The organism is Streptomyces sp. NPDC058198 (genome assembly GCF_042882605.1).
Taxonomy (GTDB): domain Bacteria; phylum Actinomycetota; class Actinomycetes; order Streptomycetales; family Streptomycetaceae; genus Streptomyces.
Window position 1 is genome coordinate 434493 of the sequence record NZ_JBHVVP010000002.1, and the last position, 16677, is coordinate 451169.

General features: G+C 70.6%; 10 protein-coding genes and 1 pseudogene. 9 read left to right on the forward strand and 2 right to left on the reverse strand.

Going from position 1 to position 16677, the window contains the following annotated elements; genetic code table 11:
- The first annotated feature begins 33 nt into the window (after positions 1-33).
- Genes ACFVWW_RS10430 through ACFVWW_RS10445 form a run of 4 tightly spaced genes read left to right on the forward strand, consistent with a single transcriptional unit; the run spans position 34 to position 3004 of the window.
- Complete coding sequence (locus tag ACFVWW_RS10430) at positions 34-801, forward strand: response regulator transcription factor (protein ID WP_386877388.1); 768 nt, start codon at positions 34-36, stop codon at positions 799-801.
- Positions 798-2318, forward strand: coding sequence for a sensor histidine kinase (locus ACFVWW_RS10435; protein WP_386877202.1), 1521 nt, complete (start codon positions 798-800; stop codon positions 2316-2318). Before ACFVWW_RS10430 ends, ACFVWW_RS10435 begins: the two co-directional genes overlap by 4 nt.
- A gap of 45 nt (positions 2319-2363) precedes the next feature.
- Positions 2364-2768, forward strand: coding sequence for a hypothetical protein (locus ACFVWW_RS10440; protein ID WP_386877203.1), 405 nt, complete (start codon positions 2364-2366; stop codon positions 2766-2768).
- Positions 2765-3004 (forward strand): hypothetical protein, encoded by a 240-nt coding sequence (locus tag ACFVWW_RS10445; RefSeq protein ID WP_386877204.1) that lies wholly within the window; start codon positions 2765-2767, stop codon positions 3002-3004. The genes ACFVWW_RS10440 and ACFVWW_RS10445 overlap by 4 nt, the downstream gene beginning before the upstream one ends.
- 286 nt (positions 3005-3290) lie before the next feature.
- On the opposite strand, the gene ACFVWW_RS10450 is transcribed toward ACFVWW_RS10445, so the two are convergent.
- Positions 3291-4295, reverse strand: coding sequence for an NlpC/P60 family protein (locus tag ACFVWW_RS10450; RefSeq protein ID WP_386877205.1), 1005 nt, complete (start codon positions 4293-4295; stop codon positions 3291-3293).
- A gap of 497 nt (positions 4296-4792) precedes the next feature.
- On the opposite strand from ACFVWW_RS10450, the gene ACFVWW_RS10455 reads away from it, so the two are divergent.
- From ACFVWW_RS10455 to ACFVWW_RS10475, 5 genes and pseudogenes are all read left to right on the forward strand, one after another.
- The gene (locus ACFVWW_RS10455) at positions 4793-6868 is read left to right on the forward strand and encodes a hypothetical protein (RefSeq protein ID WP_389679464.1); all 2076 of its coding nucleotides are present in this window, start codon (positions 4793-4795) and stop codon (positions 6866-6868) included.
- Between the two features lie 363 nt (positions 6869-7231).
- Positions 7232-7966 carry a dienelactone hydrolase family protein gene (locus ACFVWW_RS10460; protein ID WP_386877206.1) on the forward strand — a complete coding sequence of 245 codons (735 nt, stop codon included), beginning with the start codon at positions 7232-7234 and terminating at the stop codon, positions 7964-7966.
- A 17-nt stretch (positions 7967-7983) separates the two neighbouring features.
- Positions 7984-8112: pseudogene (locus tag ACFVWW_RS10465) on the forward strand (IS5/IS1182 family transposase); the annotation flags it as partial.
- An 82-nt stretch (positions 8113-8194) separates the two neighbouring features.
- Positions 8195-9694, forward strand: coding sequence for an alpha/beta hydrolase (locus tag ACFVWW_RS10470; protein ID WP_386877207.1), 1500 nt, complete (start codon positions 8195-8197; stop codon positions 9692-9694).
- Between the two features lie 439 nt (positions 9695-10133).
- Positions 10134-13859, forward strand: a complete 3726-nt coding sequence (locus ACFVWW_RS10475; protein ID WP_386877208.1) for an Ig-like domain repeat protein — start codon at positions 10134-10136, stop codon at positions 13857-13859.
- Between the two features lie 76 nt (positions 13860-13935).
- Here ACFVWW_RS10475 and ACFVWW_RS10480 read toward each other — a convergent pair whose 3' ends face one another.
- Positions 13936-16176 carry a M4 family metallopeptidase gene (locus ACFVWW_RS10480; RefSeq protein WP_386877389.1) on the reverse strand — a complete coding sequence of 747 codons (2241 nt, stop codon included), beginning with the start codon at positions 16174-16176 and terminating at the stop codon, positions 13936-13938.
- Between the last annotated feature and the right edge of the window lie 501 nt (positions 16177-16677).

Genomic DNA, 16677 nt, shown 5'->3' on the forward strand with positions numbered 1-16677 from the left:
GGCGGTGCCGGCGGCGGGGAGGCGGAGGCGCGGATGGACGGTGCGGGCGGGCGGGCGCTGGTGGTCGACGACGACGCGGCCATCCGGCGTTCGCTGGAGCGCGGGCTGCGGCTCAACGGCTTCTCCGTGGCCCTGGCGGACGGCGGCCTAGCGGCTCTCGCCTCGGTGCGTGACCGGTCGCCGGACGTGGTGGTGCTGGACATCTCCATGCCGGATCTGAGCGGCATCGAGGTCTGCCGGGCGCTGCGGGCGGACGGGAACGACGTGCCCGTCCTGATGCTCTCGGCTCTGGACGAGGTGTCGGACCGGGTCGCCGGACTCCAGGCCGGCGGCGACGACTACCTCGTCAAACCCTTCGCCCTGCAGGAACTGGTCCTGCGGCTGCACGCCCTGCTGCGCCGCCGCCCGCCCGCCGCCACCGACCGGGTGCGGGTCGGCGGCCTGGTGATCAGTCCGGCGGCCCGCGAGGCCCGGCTCGACGGCGAGGCGCTGACGCTCACCCGGCGTGAGTTCGAGCTGCTGGAGGTGCTGGCGCGCAACGCGGGGATCGTCCTCAGCCGCGATCAGCTGCTGGACCGGGTGTGGGGGTACGACTTCGAGGTACGCACCGACGCGGTGGACACCTTCGTCAGCTATCTGCGGCGCAAGCTGGAGGCGCGAGGGCGGCCCAGGATCCTGCACACCGTACGCGGAATCGGCTTCGTCCTCCGGGACGGCCAGGACGCGGATGGCGGGGACGCCGGCCGTCGGGACGGCGGAGGCGTCGGCCGCCGGGGCCGCCGGGACAGGGGCGCGTCGTGAGGCTCTCCACCCGGATCGCCCTCGCGGTGGGCGCGACCGTCCCGGTCCTGGTGCTCGCCTCGGGCGGACTCCTGCTCCGGCTGGTGGAGAACGACCTGCACCGGGAACAGGACACCCATCTGCGGGAGCGCGCCACAGCGGTGGCCCAGGACGCCAAGGCGCTGTTGCGGGCGACCGGGGCCGACCGGCCGGACGCCGTCGAACAGGCCCGTGAACGGCGGCTGTTCACCTCCGCGCTGGACGTGGGCATCCGGCTGACCGGCCCCGGCGGTACGTTCACCGGCGGGCCTCAGCCCGATCCGTCGGCGCCGCTGCCGGCCGTCGCGGACGTACCCGTCACCGTGCGCGCCGACGGGGCGAGCTGGCGGGTGCTCTCCGTACCGGTGTCGGTGAAACGGCCGGCCGGTGACGCCACCCTGTGGCTGTTCTATCCGGACAGCGCGAGCCAGGCTCAGCTCAAGCTCGTCCGCAGGCGGGTGGTGAGCGTGGCGCTCTTCGGCGCCCCGCTCGCCGGAGCCGTCGCCTGGGCGGCGGCGGCCGGCGCCGCGCGGCCGCTCCGGCGACTCCAGCGCCGTACCAGCGGCCTCGACCCCCGGACGAGCACCGCCCGCCTGGACCACGCGCCGACCGGGATCGCCGAGATCGACGACCTGACCGGCACGCTGCAGACCGTGCTCGCCCGGTACGACCAGCAGGCGGCGCGTACCGCGGAAGCGCTGGAGACCGCCCGCTCCTTCTCGGCGGCCGCCTCGCACGAGCTGCGTACTCCGCTGATGAGCATGCGGACCAATCTGGACATCCTCACCGAACACCCCACCCTGGCGGGCGCCGACCGGGCGGAGGTGCTGGCGGACCTGCGGCACGAGCACGGCAGGCTGCTGGGACTGCTGGTCATGCTCAGGGCCCTGGCCCAGGGTGACCTGGTCGAGGCGGACGCGTTCGGACCCGTCGAGCTCGCGGAGGTGGTGGACGCGTCGGTCGCCGACCTGCGCCGCAGGCACCCCGGCGCGGCGGTGGTGGTCCGGGGCGTCCCGGGCCTGCGGGTGTACGGATGGGGACACGGGCTGCGTCTGGTGGTGGACAACCTCCTGAGCAACGCGTGGGCGCACGGCCGCTCCACCTCCGACGGTGAACCGGTCCGCGTCGAAGTGACGTTGCGCGCCGACCGGTCGCCGGGTGGCGGGCCGGTCGCGGTGCTCACCGTGGACGACCGGGGGCCGGGTGTACCGCCCGCCCAGCGGCAGGCCGTCTTCCAGCGGTTCCATCGACGTCAGGACAGCCCCGGGTCGGGCCTCGGCCTCACCCTCGTCGCCCAGCAGATCGCCCTGCACCGCGGCGCTCTGGCCGTACTGGACCGACCCGACGGGCACCCCGGCGCACGCTTCGAGATACGCCTGCCGGTGGCAGGGGGTACGGGGGCCGACAGCACCGGGGCCGACGCCACGCTGCCGCTGCTGCGCAGGGACTGGCTGGCCGGGGCGGGGAAGCCACAAGAATTCCACAAAGACGGCTCCTAGGTTTCTCACCGACAGGCATCGCGCCGCATCGGAAGGAAACACGCCATGCACCGTACGAAGACCGTCGTTGCGGCACTCGCCGCCGCAGCCGCCCTGCTCACGGCATCGGGGACCGCTGCCGCGGACGGCTCCACACCGGCGCCGAGCGCGAGCGCGAGCGCGCCGGGTGACGGCGCCCAGGCGCTGTGCAAGCGGGTTCCGAAGATCGACAAGCGGATCGACCGCGCACTGAAGCGGCTGAACGGCACGAACAAGACGCGCGGCTCCGTCGCCCGCCTCGAACAGCGGGTCGCCGCGGCCAGGACCGCCGGCCACGACACGATCGAGACCTACCTCACCAACAAGCTCACCTTCCGCAAGACCCTCGCCCCCACGCTCGAGCAGCGCAAGACGGACCTGGCCGAGGTCAAGAAGTGGTGCGCGGCTCACGACAACGGAGCCTCGGCGTGACCCGCGGAACCCGCGCCCTGGCCCTGGTCGTCGTGTCGTTGATCTGCGCCGCGTCGGTCACCGGCTGCGCCGGTTCCGACAAGACGGCCGGCACCACTGAACCACCCGCCGCCACCCCGCCCGCGGCTACGGCCCCGGCCTCGTCGTCCGCCGAGATCAACCGGCTCACCGGGCTGGCGGACGCCGCCGAGTCCGCGGCGAACGCGGCGGACTCCGACGCCGCGGCGGACGACTGACCCACGGGGTCTTCGACCCAAGAGCCCCGGGCCGACCTTGCGTTCTAGTGGTCGTTGCAGAGCTGGAAGGCGGATCGGTCCGCATGGAAACGGTCGGTTGGGCCACCGCAACGGTCGCCGTGATCGGTGGCGACGTCGGCGCAGGTGCGGGGGGGAGGAGATAGCCCTCGGCCGGGCCGTCGACGGCCCGGCAGCCGATGCCCTTGTCAGGGACGCGGTGGGAGGGAGCGCGGGGCGCTGGGCGTCCCGGGCAACGGCCTTGTCGAAGCCTGTGCATGGGGTGGCCTCAGGAGGTGATGTGGCGATAGCCGGTGGTGTGGGACAACGGAGGCAGGGGCGCGACGGTGACGGTGGTGCCGGGCCGGGGGGCGTGGATGACCTTGCCGTGACCGATGTAGAGGGCGATGTGGCCGTCACCGTAGGACAGGACCAGGTCGCCCGGGACGAGCGAGGCGCGGGTGGTGGCCTTCCCCGCGTGCTTCTGGTCCCAGGTGGTGCGCGGGAGTTTCACTCCGGCTTTCGCCCAGGCCCGCATGACCAGTCCGGAGCAGTCGTAACCGCGTGGGCCGGCGCCGCCCCACACGTACGGCTTGCCTATCTGCGCTCTGGCGTAGCCGATGGCCTCGGCGGCCCCTGTGCGGCCCGGGACCTCTGCCGTCGGTGCGGGAGCGGTCCGCTTCGGAGCCGACGGGCCGGTCGTCCCGTGCTTGGTGCCGGAGCCGGTGCGGGCTTTGGGCGCGTGGCTTTCCGCGCCGTCGGCCAGGCGCAAGGTGTCGCCCGCGTAGATGAGGGTGGAGTCACCCAGGCTGTTGAGGCGTTGCAGGGCGGGCACCGTGGTGCCGTACTTCTCGGAGAGGCCGTACAGGGTGTCGCCGGGGACCAGCCGAACTGTCTTCGGCCGGACGGCGCGGCTGCCCTTCCCCTCGGACGGGGCGATACGGCCGCCCTTGTCCTGCGCCCGGGCACTGGCGTCGCGCTGCTGTGAGTTCGGGCGTTCCGCCTCGCCGTCGCCCTTGCTCTTGGCCGGTGCGGGGACCGTGGGCCCGTATGACGGTTCGAGAACGACCGGCCGGGACGGGGAGGAGGCAGGGCCGGCCGCGGACGGGCCGTGGACGGCCAGCACCGCGCCCGCCAGGATGGCCAACACGCCCAGCACGGCCAAGGCACAGGTGCCGAATGCCGCCCGGGCCAGAGCCCCCCGCCTCCGGCTGGTCGGCCGCTCGCGGTGAAGTCCGCGCGGCGCGGACCGGGTTCCGGTACGGCTCCCGACGACCCGCAGGTGCTTTCTCATCACATCCCCCTCTACGACCCCTCCGATGTGGGGCACGAGAACGAGACTCTTGCGGCGTGGAGATGTCCGGCAACGCCTTCGCCGTCCGGGACAGTCCGGATGCGTCCTAGCAGCTCAGAGCACCCGCAGACACGCTCCGGCACCGCTGATCCTCGGACGCGGGACGGGGGCCGGCGGAGTCGAAGCCGCCCGACCGGGCTCGACCGCACGGCCCGGCTGGAAGTACGGCCGGCTCTCACCGTTCGTGCCCTGGCGAAAACCCTCTCGCGGGAAATCGGCTTGCGGGTGCTTCTGCTGGTGAGCCCGTCCGAACAGGGCGTTTGGCCTGTTCGGACAGTCCCGGACTGTCCCGGCCGCCGGAATCCGTTGCCCGCAGGATCGACAGCCCACGAGGCTTCTGCCACCGCCCCGTGCCGGCCGCCGACGCTCTGATGCGCCGGTATCCCCGCCGATGCCCGGGCTGCGGAACACACCCAGCAGACGTCAGGAGAATCATCGTGAACGTTGCCTGGCACGAACCCAGTTCCCCCCAGCACGGCGACACCGCCTCGTCGGCGGGACGCGTATCCAGCCACTGGCCCACGCTTCTGCGGATGGCGCTCGTGGCACTGTTCGCGGCAGTCGGCTTCATCCTGGCCGGGCCTCTCACGGAAGCCTCGGCCGCGCCACCGCCGCCGAGCCCCACGGCGGGCGCTTCCGACGAGGGCCCTGCCCGCCCCGGCATCGTGAGCAGGGCGCAGTGGAGGCTTCTTGAGAGCCTGGCCGCCGAGACGCTCGATCCTCATGACCCGCAGTACAAGACGAAGACCGCTGCACAGGTCGTCGTCAAACGGCTCATCAAGCTGGCGGGAAAGGGCGGCAGCGTCTCATGGGGGACGGTGCCGGATTTCGTCGAGGACGCCGTGGAGATACACCGGCGTTCGCAGCAGACCCTCGACGGAATGAAGAAGCAGGTCGCCAAAGCCGGGGACAAGATCAGTGCGCTGAAGCGGGAGCAGGGCGACGCCGTGACACCGGCCGAGCGGATGCGCGCCGAGGAGAAGCTGAAGACGGCACGGCGGGAGTACCAACAGGTGGCCCGCGAGCTCCGGAAACTCAAGGAGAGCCGACCGGCCGACACCAAAACTCAGATCAAGCAGCTTGACGCCGATATTGACAAGCTCCAGAACAAGATCCGCGATCTCGAACAGAAGGCGGACAAGCACCCGCTGCCCAGCGGCCGCCAGCAGGTACTGGCCCAGATCCCCACGCTTCGCGACGAGCTCGAACAGGCCCGGGCCGAACGGGACGAGCTCAGGGGAGGACCGGACGACGGCAGCGACGGCACTGGCGGAACACGTCCGGCGAAGTCCGGCCCGAAGAACCCTCCGGCCGGCCCCGGGACCGGCGCTGCCAAACCCCTCCCGGCCGGACCGGTGACCAGCGGCACCAAAACCTCCACCACGGGACCGGCGCCTGTCAGGCCCCGCTTGACCGGACCTGTTGAGCCCGGGGCGAAGCTGCCGCGTGGCGGCGGCCAGGCTGCCGCCTGGGCGGCCGTTGGAGAACTGCTCGGCCAGGCTTACGCGGACGCGGAACAGACGAACCGCGAGCACGAACACCAGGAGCTGCTGCAGGAGGCACTCCAGGACCCCGACCTGCGGGCGCGCATCCTCAACGAAAACCGCACGTACACCGACAACAGCCCGTTTGAGGACCTCGTGCGTCCCTTCACCGGACCGGAGTTCACACCCGGCACCCTGCGCGATATCGGCCCGGCCCTGACCGAGCTACAGAAGACACTCGATACCACCGAGGCAAAGGCGGCTCAGTCGAACGCGGACCCGCTCTACCAGCAGGCCCGTACGGACTGTGGTGGCTACGACACCTGCGTCACTGAACGCGTGGGCAAGCTCCGGGACGAGAACGCCAAGGCGGTTGCCGCGTCGACGAAGAAGGCGGCTCAGTCGAATGCGGACCCGCTTTACCAGCAGGCCCGTACGGAGTGTGGTGGCTACGACACCTGCGTCACTGAGCGCGTGGGCAAGCTCCGGGGCGAGAACGCCAAGGCGGTTGCCGCGTCGACGAAGAAGGCGGCTGAGTCGAATGCGGACCCGCTTTACCAGCAGGCCCGTACGGAGTGTGGTGGCTACGACACCTGTGTCACCGAACGCGTGAAGAAGCTCCGCGACCAGGCCGCCGCGGAGAAGGAGAGGGCCGCGAAGAAGAAGGAAACCACCACCAAGACGCGCACCACGCGAGAGGAGCAGCCCCGGAAACAGGACTCGCAGAAGGCCGGCCCGGTCCAATCGACCAAGACCGCGGACGCGAAGAAGGGGACAGCGGAAACTCCCGGCGCCCAGAAGGAATCTGCCAAGGAGAAGAACGCCAAGGCGGTTGCCGAGTCGACGAAGAAGGCGGCTCAGTCGAATGCGGACCCGCTGTACCAGCAGGCCCGTACGGAGTGTGGTGGCTACGACACCTGCGTCACCGAACGCGTGAAGAAGCTCCGCGACCAGGCCGCCGCGGAGAAGGAGAGGGCCGCGAAGAAGAAGGAAACCACCACCAAGACGCGCACCACACAAGCCCGCTAAGGATTGTCCCAACCGGCCCCGCCCGCCACGGCACCGCCACCGCCAGCAGTTGGGATCGCACATCCGCCCGGCTGCCGCCCAGCCCACCAGTGCACCGAAACCCGGCAAGCCTCATCATTCTCGCGAACAGCACTGTGGCCTGGGGGAGGGCTGGCATCGATCCTGTCCGTTGGGCTACGTTATGCGGCGATGACTACCGGGACGGCATCGCACCACACACGGATTGATGACCCGGCGCTCCTCTGAGCGCCGTACGGGCCGGTGCCGGCCCGCTGTTGGACCGAGGATCTGGCGCTGCTGCGCGGGCTCCGCCTCCTGTCGTGTTGATCACAGCTCGACACGTCAACCACGACAGGAGAACTCATGCCCACCAAGCTGTTGCAGATTCCCACCACGGACGGCCAGGCCGACGCCTTCGCCGCCTTCCCCGACCACGGCGAGCGGCACCCAGGTGTGCTGATGTACGCGGACGCCTTCGGTATCCGGCCCGTGCTGCGGGAGATGGCCCGCGAACTGGCGGGGCACGGGTACTACGTGCTCGTCCCCAACTTCTTCTACCGGCACGGCCCGGCACCGCTGATCGAACTTCCCGAGCACATCGGAGAAGAGGTCCGGTCCGCGGCCGTCGCCCAGCTGATGCCCTTGATCAAGGCGCACACCGCCGAACGTGTCCTGAGCGACGCCGACGCCTACCTCAGGTTCCTCACCACCCAGCCCGAGGTCGGCGCCGGACCGGTCGCGGTGACCGGCTACTGCATAGGCGGCCTCCTGGCGATGCGCACCGCCGCGGCCCACCCCGGCCAGGTGGCCGCGGTCGCCGGATTCCACGGCCCCGTGGGCGCCGACGGGCCCGACAGCCTGCACCGCCTCAACGGCGAGGTCCACCTCGGCCACGCCGAAACCGACATGACGCCCGAGGCGCTCGGTGAGCTCAACCAGGCCCTGGACACCGCAGGGGTCAGCTACACCTCCGAGATCTACCCCGGCACCCTCCACGGCTTCACCATGTCCGACACCGACGCCTTCAACCCTGCCGCACTGCAGCGCCACTGGGACCGCCTGCTGCCCCTCCTCGACCGCACCCTGGCCAACACCTGAGACTCCGGCCCGGAACGAGGGCCGTCGTCGAACGCTGCTTCGGCCGCCTCAAACAAAACGGAGCGCTCGCCACCCGCTACGACGAACGAGCCATTCACTACCAAGCCATGGTCACCCTCGCCTGCCTAAAACTCTGGCTTCCATGACGTTGCGGACACCCGCTAGCCCCACCACGGGCGTCATGGCTGCCGGATGGGCGGGAGGGGCGCGCTCAACAACCCTTGTTCCATGCCTACTTACGCCCGCAGGGCCCTCCTTCTCGCACTCTCCACCACAGTCGTCGCCTCGACCCTGACCGCCACCGCTACCGCCAGCACCGCCACCACCCCCGCCCCCGGCCTCACCTGGCGGTCCTGCGTCCAGCCCGGCGGGCCCGCCGAGCAGGAGTGCGCCGAGTTGCCCGTACCGCTCGACTACCGCGACCCGGACGGCCCGTGGCTCACCCTCGCCGTGTCCCGCCTCCGCAGCGAGCGGCCCGAGGCGCGGCGCGGGACGCTGCTGCTGATCCCCGGGGGTCCTGGCGGGTCCGGGGTGCAGCGGCTGGGGCAGAAGGGGGTCGCGCTGCGCAAGGAGATGGCCGGTGCGTACGACATCGTCAGCCTCGATCCGCGCGGGGTGGGCGGCAGTACGAGGGCGAGTTGCGGGCTCAGCGAGGACGACCGCCACCTGGTGAACCTCCGGTCCTGGCCGGGGCCGAACGGCGAGATCGCGGAGAACGTCGCCCGGTCCCGGCGTATCGCCGACGCGTGCGATCGTCAGGGGGGCGCCGTGCTGCGCAGCTTCACCACCGCCAACGAGGTGCGTGACATCGACCGCTTCCGGCAGGCGCTGGGCGAGGAGAAGCTGTCCGCCTGGGGGATCTCGTACGGGACCTACGTGGGGGCCGTATACGCGCAGAAGTACCCGCAGCACACGGACCGTTGGGTGCTCGACAGCAGCGGCGACCCCGACCCGGCCCGCGTCGCGCGGGGCTGGCAGGCGAACATGGCGGCGGCCGCGGACGACAGGTTCCCCGACTTCGCCGCCTGGGCGGCGGACCCGGCCAGGGAGAGCGAGGGCCTGCGGCTCGGGGAACGGCCCGAGGACATCAGGCCGTTGTTCCTCGCGCTGGCGTCGGGGCTGGACCGCCGGCCGAAGGAGTCGACCACGCCGGGCGTCCCGCTGACCGGCAACCGGCTGCGGCAGGCGCTCCAGAACGCCCTGTACAGCGACGCCTCCTTCCCCCAGCTGGCCCGGCTCATCCGGACGGCCCGGAACCCGGCCGAGACGCCCGCCCTGCCCGCCGACCTCGCCCAGCCCGTGCCGGACCAGGACGCGGCGGTGATAGCCGGGGTCATCTGCAACGACGTGCGCTGGCCGGCGTCGATTCCCGCGTTCGAACGCGCGGTCGCCGCCGACCGGGTCCGTCACCCGCTCACGGCCGGAATGCCGGCGAACATCTTCCCCTGTGCGTTCTGGAAGGACGCCCCGGTGGAGAAGCCCACCCGGATCACCGCCGAGGGCCCGTCCAACATCCTGATGATCCAGAACCTCCGCGACCCCTCCACCCCGTACTTCGGCGCCCAGAAGATGCGCCAGGCCCTCGGCGGCCGAGCCCGGCTCGTCGCGACCGGCCACGGCGGCCACGGCGCCTACCTGGCCAACGGCAACGCCTGCGGCGACCGCACGGTCACCGACTTCCTCACCACGGGCCACCGCCCGAAGCAGGACACGTACTGCGCGGACTGAACCGATGCGCGACCTCGCCCGCGCGACCCCCGCTCGCGCGCCCCTCGCCCGCGCGACCTCGCCCGCGCGACCTCGCCCGCGCGACCTCGCCCGTGCCGCCGCCGTGTCCGGCGGCGGCACGGTTTTTCCCTATGTAACGCGTTTCGCGAAGGGCCAGGTCAGACGCTATGGGCGACATATCTGACAAGTAGTTGTTCAGTCTGGTTTACATGACGTCGGCGTCAAAAATAGGAAACTTCTGGGTTTCCACGCCCCACAGGGTTAGTTGAGATGTGAACGTTCGTCCGGCTGTCGATCAATTGCTGCCGCCGCGTCCTCGGACGCGTCGCGCCCGGGCGGTTGTCGCTCGTGCGCTCGAAAGTGAGGCCAGGCACACGTGGACATATCAAGACCCATGCGGGCGCGGCTGCGTCCGCTTGCTGGAGGAGTCGCGGGGCTGATGGCGCTGAGCGCGCTGTCGCTGGCCGGGGCTCCGGTGGCTTCCGCCGCGGCGGAGGCTGATTCCCCGGTGGTCCGTTCCGGCGACGGATGGACGGTGACCCAGGCCGCCGGCGGTTACGTCGTGTCGCTGGACCTGGACACGGCCCTCCCCGTCAAGAGCGACCTGCCCGAACTGGTCGCCGACGGCACGGACCTCGGCCCCGCCACGGAGTCCGCCGACGGGCGCACCCTGACGGTCACCACGGCCGACGCCTCGGTGGCCACGGCCAAGAACATCAGCTGGCAGTGGTCCACCGGCGGCAACAGCACCGCCACCGGGCCGACCTCCCTGCTGTCGGGATCCGCTCAGGCCAAGGCGCGGAAGCTGACCGAGGCCAACGACGTCCCGACCGAGATCGGCGGCTCGGGAACGACACCCGACGACCCGACGACTGTCGGCAAGGGCTCCTACACGGTCGCGGACTACGACTTCGGCCCGCAGTCGATTCCGCTCAGCGCCATCGGCGGCATCCGGGGCGAGGCCCAGGGCCGTATCTACCTGCCCACCGACGGCAAGGCGCACCCGGTGGTGATCTTCCTGCACGGCCGGCACAGCTCGTGCTACAACACCACGACCCTGCGGGGCGCGAGCGGTTGGCCCTGCGCGGCGGGTACGGCGCCGATCATCAGCTACGCCGGATACGACGGCGCCGCCGAGGCGCTGGCGGCGGACGGCAACACAGTGGTGTCGATCTCGGCGAACGCGATCAACGCCAACGACAACCAGCTCGCGCCGGACAACGGCGCCATCGCCCGCGGTCAGCTCGTCCTCGACACGCTGACCATGCTGAAGAAGGCCAACGCGGGCGAGTCCGTCGCGTACCACGACGCGGCGGCCGGCCGGGACGTCACGCTGGAGCAGGCGCTGACCGCCGGTGACGCCACCTACCCCGGCGGCACGGTGACTCCGTCGCAGCTGGTCGGCTCCATGGACTTCGGCTCGATCGGGCTGATGGGCCACTCGCGCGGCGGCGAAGGTGTCGTGGCGTCCGGTGTCCTCAACGCGGCCCTGCCCCAGCCGTGGAACATCAAGTCCGTCCTGCCGCTGGCCCCGGTCGACTTCACCCGCACCACGCTGCCCGACGTGGTCACCACCACGATGCTGCCGTACTGCGACGGTGACGTGTCCGACCAGCAGGGCCAGCACTTCTACGCGGACTCGCGGGACGCGTTCTCCGACGACGTACTGCGCTCCGATCTCTGGATCATGGGCGCCGACCACAACTTCTTCAACTCGCGGTGGACTCCGCCCTTCCCGGGCGGCTCCGACGACTGGTCGAACACCGGCGACGCCGTGTGCGGTACGAGCGCCGCGGCGCTGGCCTCCGGCAAGAACATCCGGCTCACCGCGGAGCAGCAGTACCAGGTGGGCGCCGCGTACATCTCCGGGTTCTTCGAGGCGACCCTCGGCGGCCGTACCCAGTTCCAGGGCCTCTTCGACGGCTCGCAGGTGACACCGCCGTCGGTCTCCGGCTTCGCCGATGTCCGTACGGTGGCGCAGCAGCCGTCCTCGACGCGGCGGGACATCGCCTCGTTCAAGACCACCGGCCCGCTGATCGGTACGTCCACGACGGCGACGGCCACGGTCTGCGCCAACAAGTACGGGCGTACCGTTCCTGAGCCGTACCCGGTCTGCACCAACCCGGGGAGCACGCTCACCAACCAGCAGGTGCCGTACTGGACTCCGGCCTCCTTCGCGCCGAACGTACCGCTGAACATCATGACCCACCTGACCTGGACGGCCACGACCGGCGCCCTCGGCGTGACGCTCCCGTCCGCCCAGCAGAACGTGTCGCGGTACGACGAGATGACGGTCAGCCTCTCGCCGGACGAGAGCGTCACCACCGGCACCGACATGACGCTGAGCGTGACGGACTCCTCCGGGCGCACCTGGAGCAGCCTGGTGTCGAGCCTCAATCCATGGGGCGTGACCAGGATGCCGGCCAGCGGATCGACGACCCTGGGCAAGATCGTGCTCCAGCAGGTGCGGGTGCCCACCGCGACGCTGGCCGAGGCGGGGCTCGATCTGACGCACCTCACCAAGGTCGCCTTCACCGCGGCGGTCGGGGCCGACGGGGTGACGACCGGCGGCGTGTACCTCTCCGACCTCGTCTTCGCCGACAAGAGCATGGGCACGCCGAACGCGCGGACCCGGACCACCGTCAACGTGGCGTCGACCGCCACCGAGGAGGGCAACGGTCCCGGCGCGGCCCAGACCGCCGTCTATCTGTCGAAGCCGAGCTCGTCCCCGGTCACCGCGTATCTCACGGTGGTCGGTTCGGCGACCGGCAAGGTCGGCCTCGCCATGCAGAAGGTCACCTTCGCCCCGGACACCACCTGCCAGGTGGTCGACATCCCGGTGGTGGGCGACACCGTCGCGGGAGCGGCCGCCACCACGTCCTACAAGCTCGGGGTGTCCAACTCCACCCAGGCGGTCCTGGGCAGCCAGGACTTCGGCACCATCAAGGTGCGCGAGGACGACGGCGTGACCGGGACGGTGACCGCCGCACCGTCGGTCGGCGTCCAGGGCGACGTCTGCGCCGAGTACGAGGCGCTCTCCCGGCCCGGCGCGCTGACCGTCGGTGACGTACGGCCCGAACCGGGAGCCACCGTCACGGTCGGCGGGTCCGGCTACCGCGACGGGGAGAGCGTGGCGTTCACGCTCGGTTCGACGGCGCTCGGCAGCGCCGTCGCCGGCAGCGACGGGACGGTGTCCTTCCAGGCCGTCGTACCCGCGGACCAGCCGTACGGCAGCGTGGCACTCAGCGCGGTCGGCGCGGGCTCCGGCTATACGAGTACGGCGGGTATCGACGTCCTCGCGACCACCGCGACGGCACTCACCCTCACTCCGGCCGCGCCGCAGATCAGCCAGTCGGTCACGCTGAAGGCGGCGGTCACAGGCGGGGGGACGGACGGCGGAACGGTGACCTTCCGGAACGGAAGCACCGTCCTCGGCACGGCCGTGGCAGCCGGCGGAACGGCTTCGCTGAAGATTCCGGCCGGCTTCAAGGCCGGTACGCACACCTTCACCGCGGCCTTCGGCGGCACCGCGTCCGCGGACACCTCGGCCTCGGACCCGGTGCAGCTGGTGCTGACGAAGGGCCAGAGCTCCATCGCCATGGCGCTGCTGACGAAGTCGACCACCTACGGCCACGCGGTCTCCGGCGTCTTCTCGGTGGCCGGAGCGAAGAACGGCACGGTGACCGTCACGTACGGGACCGGGTCGCTGACGGCGAAGGTCGGTGCCACGGGAGCGGGCGAGTTCAAGCTGCCCGCGTCGCTCTCCGTCGGTACGCACACGGTGTCCGTACGGTACGAGGGCACCGATTTCGTGGCCCCCAGCGGCGTCGTGTCGCAGAAGCTCACGGTCGCGAAGGCGAAGACGACCACGTCTCTCACGCTCTCCAAGACCACGCTGGCCCGAGGAAAGTCCGAGACCGTCAAGATCGCGGTCGGCGGCCACAGCGCCGCGGACTATCCGACCGGCACGGTCACGGTCACGGCCAAGGTGGGCGGCAAGACCACGACCACCAAGGTCAGCCTGCCGGCGGCCAAGAAGGGCGTGATCAGCTTCTCCATCACCCTGCCGAAGGTGAAGGGCACGGCGACGGTCACGGCTGTCTACTCGGGGAACGGGAACTTCCTCCCCAGTACCGCAGCGCGCAAGCAGGTGAAGCTCACCTGACGCTCGCGCGCTGAAAGGGTGCGGTGGAGGGGCCGGAGAGGCCCTCCACCGCACCCGTGGTGTGTGGAAGGTGCGGTCAGAAGGTCAGGCTCCAGCGGTCCAGGTAGCCGGGGTCAAAGGTGAAGATGCCCGGGGTGTTGTCCTGGACCCTCAGCTTCCAGGTGCCGTTGGCGGGTACCGCCGAGGCGTCGACGGTGTACGTCGCGTGCAGCTCCGGGCCCGGGGCGTAGACGAAGTCCTTCACCCGGATCACCGTGCCGTCCTCGCTGATCAGGTCGATCACCTGGCCACCGGCGAAGCCGTGGAAGAGATCGACCGTCACCTTGAGGTCGCCGGAGGCGTTGCCTTCCCGGCCGGCGACGATGAGCGGGGATTCGACGCTGCTCCAGGTAGGGATCACGTATTTGGCGGGGTTGACGAAGAAGTCGCCGCCGGAGGCGAGGACGGTCCAGACGAAGGGCACGGTGAGCGTTTCCGCCGCCGAGTTTCTGAGGGTGATCCTTGCCGTGAAGTCGCCGGCCGCCGTCGGGCTGCCGGTGATCAGGCCGGTGGCGGCGTCGAGTGACAGACCGTCGGGCAGACCGGTGGCGGAGTACGTGAGGCTGCCAGGACGGGAGGTCGCCGCCTCGATGCGCAGACTGGTCGGCTGGCCGACCGCCGCGTCCCGGGGGGACGGTGTCTGCGCGGCGATGTGGTTGACGTAGGCGGCACCGACGTTGACAGCCGCCCAGGCGTTGCCGACGGCTTCGTACGCGTCGCTGGACCTGCCGAACAGATCGGCCGCTGCCTGGAGGGTGGCGGTGCGGGCGCCCGCGTAGTCGGTGGTGCTGGTCATGTAGACGGTCAGCGCGCGGTACCAGACGTTGGTGGCGTTGTGCAGGCCGAGACCGGAGACCGGCTTGCCGTCCTGGGTGGGGCTGTCGTAGTCGACGCCCTTGATGGTCTTCTTCCCACTGCCCTCGGCGAGCAGATAGAAGAAGTGGTTCGCCACGCCGGAGCTGAAGTGCGGGTCGAGCGACTCGGTTTCCGAGGTCCAGTAGTCCTGGGAGGTGCCCTTCGCGGAGGCGTCCCGGGAGGGGTGGTCCAGGTAGCGCAGCGGCTTGCCGGTGCCGCGGACGTCGACCAGTTCGCCCATCCAGTAGTCGGGTACGTCGTCCGGGTTGTCCGCGAAGAACTCCGCGGCGGCGGCCATGATGTCGCTGGTGGCCTCGTTCAGGCCGCCGGACTCACCTTCGTACTCCAGGTCGGCGGTGGCGTAGGTGACGCCGTGGGTCATCTCGTGGGCGGCGATGTCGAGCGCTGTCAGCGGTCTGGCGTTCTCGATCCCGTCGCCGTAGGTCATGCAGAAGCAGTTGTCGTCCCAGAAGGCGTTGGCGTATCCGTCGCCGAAGTGCACGCGCGAGTACGCGCCGACGCCGTCGTTGGCTATGCCGTTGCGGCCGAACCTGTCGTGGTAGAAGTCCCAGGTCTTCTGCGCGCCGTAGGCGGCGTCCACGGCAGCCGTCTGGCGGTCGGCCGGCGTTCCGTCACCCCAGACGTCGTCATCGTCCGTCAGGAGTGTGCCGGACCCGCCCAGGGTCAGGTCGTACGTGGAGTGGCCACCGCGCTGAGGATCGGTCAGTTCGAAGGTGCCGCCCTCGCGCACGGATCCGATCTGGACCTGGCCGCTGTACTGGCTCCGGCCCACGCCCGCGTGGATCTGCTCGACATTCCCGAGCCGCTCACCGCTGCCGGCGTCGGTCAGGACGCGCAGGCTGCTCGGAGTCCCGTCCTCCTGCACACCGGCGACGACGGTTTCCCAGGCCAGAGTGGGTTCACCGGCCTCGATCGAGACCACCAGCCGCGGCGCTCCGTCCGGTGCGGCCTCCTCGGTCCTCTCGGTCTCCGCGACGGCCAGGGCCGACTTCTTCGCCGTCGCGGCCGTGACCCGCGCCTCGGTCGTCGGTACCGAGATCGCCGCGTCCGACGCCTTGGTGACGGTACGGGCACCGGCCCGCTCGTGGACCACCAGATCGCCGCCGCGGACGGGAAGCCCGGCGTACGTACGCTCGTAACGGGTGTGGACGGTACCGTCGGCGTCCTCGATGACGTCCTTGGGAATGAGCTTCTCCCGGGTACCCAGCTTCAGCGACCGAGCGGTGGCGGCACCCGCCCCGGCCGCGGCCTTGAGCCTCTTCTCCCGCTGCGCGGGGGTGAGTTCGACGGCCTCGGCACCGGGTCTGGCCTCCGCCGCTATCTGCCGCGGCGCTCGATCCGCGCGGACGGCGTCGGGGACCGCGCCCACGGCGGGGAGAACCGAAACGAGGAGCGCGGCCATGGTGCCGGCCGCGACCGCCGCCACGTATGGCAACGTTGTCTTATTCGTAGGGAAGTTGTCCGTCACTCCTGCAGCTCCTTCTGTCCGGCCGCGTGATGACGGCCGGTGGGCATGGAAACCGGATGTGACGCCCGTGCGGTACGTAGATCGTTCCAGCGGAATATGCCATTGTCATCAAAGCGGATGATCATTGTCCGAAACCCAACCACCCCCCAACCCCCCAACCCCCCTTCACCCACCCCACCCCACAAGCACCTTTACACCCCAGCAACCCCCGCGACCCCCCCACTTTGGCCCGTTCCCACCCACAGGCCGGCGCGCGGACGGTGTCGGGTAGTGCCAGCCCGGACATTGGGCTCTGCGGCATCCCGTGCTGACGTGGACGCCGTCCCCGACAGCACGGTCCTTGTTCGCTGCCCACTTGCGTCGCTTGCAGGAGCAATCAGATAAATCGGGGGCTTGTCACGGCGAGGCCCGGCGACTGAAACGGCTCAGACATCT

Excerpts from the sequence above, each read along its gene's own strand:
- ACFVWW_RS10450 (WP_386877205.1), bottom strand. The coding sequence starts at position 4,295 with ATGAGAAAGCACCTGCGGGTCGTCGGGAGCCGTACCGGAACCCGGTCC.
- ACFVWW_RS10480 (WP_386877389.1), bottom strand. The coding sequence starts at position 16,176 with ATGGCCGCGCTCCTCGTTTCGGTTCTCCCCGCCGTGGGCGCGGTCCCC.
- ACFVWW_RS10475 (WP_386877208.1), top strand. The coding sequence starts at position 10,134 with ATGGCGCTGAGCGCGCTGTCGCTGGCCGGGGCTCCGGTGGCTTCCGCC.
- ACFVWW_RS10460 (WP_386877206.1), top strand. The coding sequence starts at position 7,232 with ATGCCCACCAAGCTGTTGCAGATTCCCACCACGGACGGCCAGGCCGAC.
- ACFVWW_RS10470 (WP_386877207.1), top strand. The coding sequence starts at position 8,195 with ATGCCTACTTACGCCCGCAGGGCCCTCCTTCTCGCACTCTCCACCACA.
- ACFVWW_RS10430 (WP_386877388.1), top strand. The coding sequence starts at position 34 with ATGGACGGTGCGGGCGGGCGGGCGCTGGTGGTCGACGACGACGCGGCC.
- ACFVWW_RS10440 (WP_386877203.1), top strand. The coding sequence starts at position 2,364 with ATGCACCGTACGAAGACCGTCGTTGCGGCACTCGCCGCCGCAGCCGCC.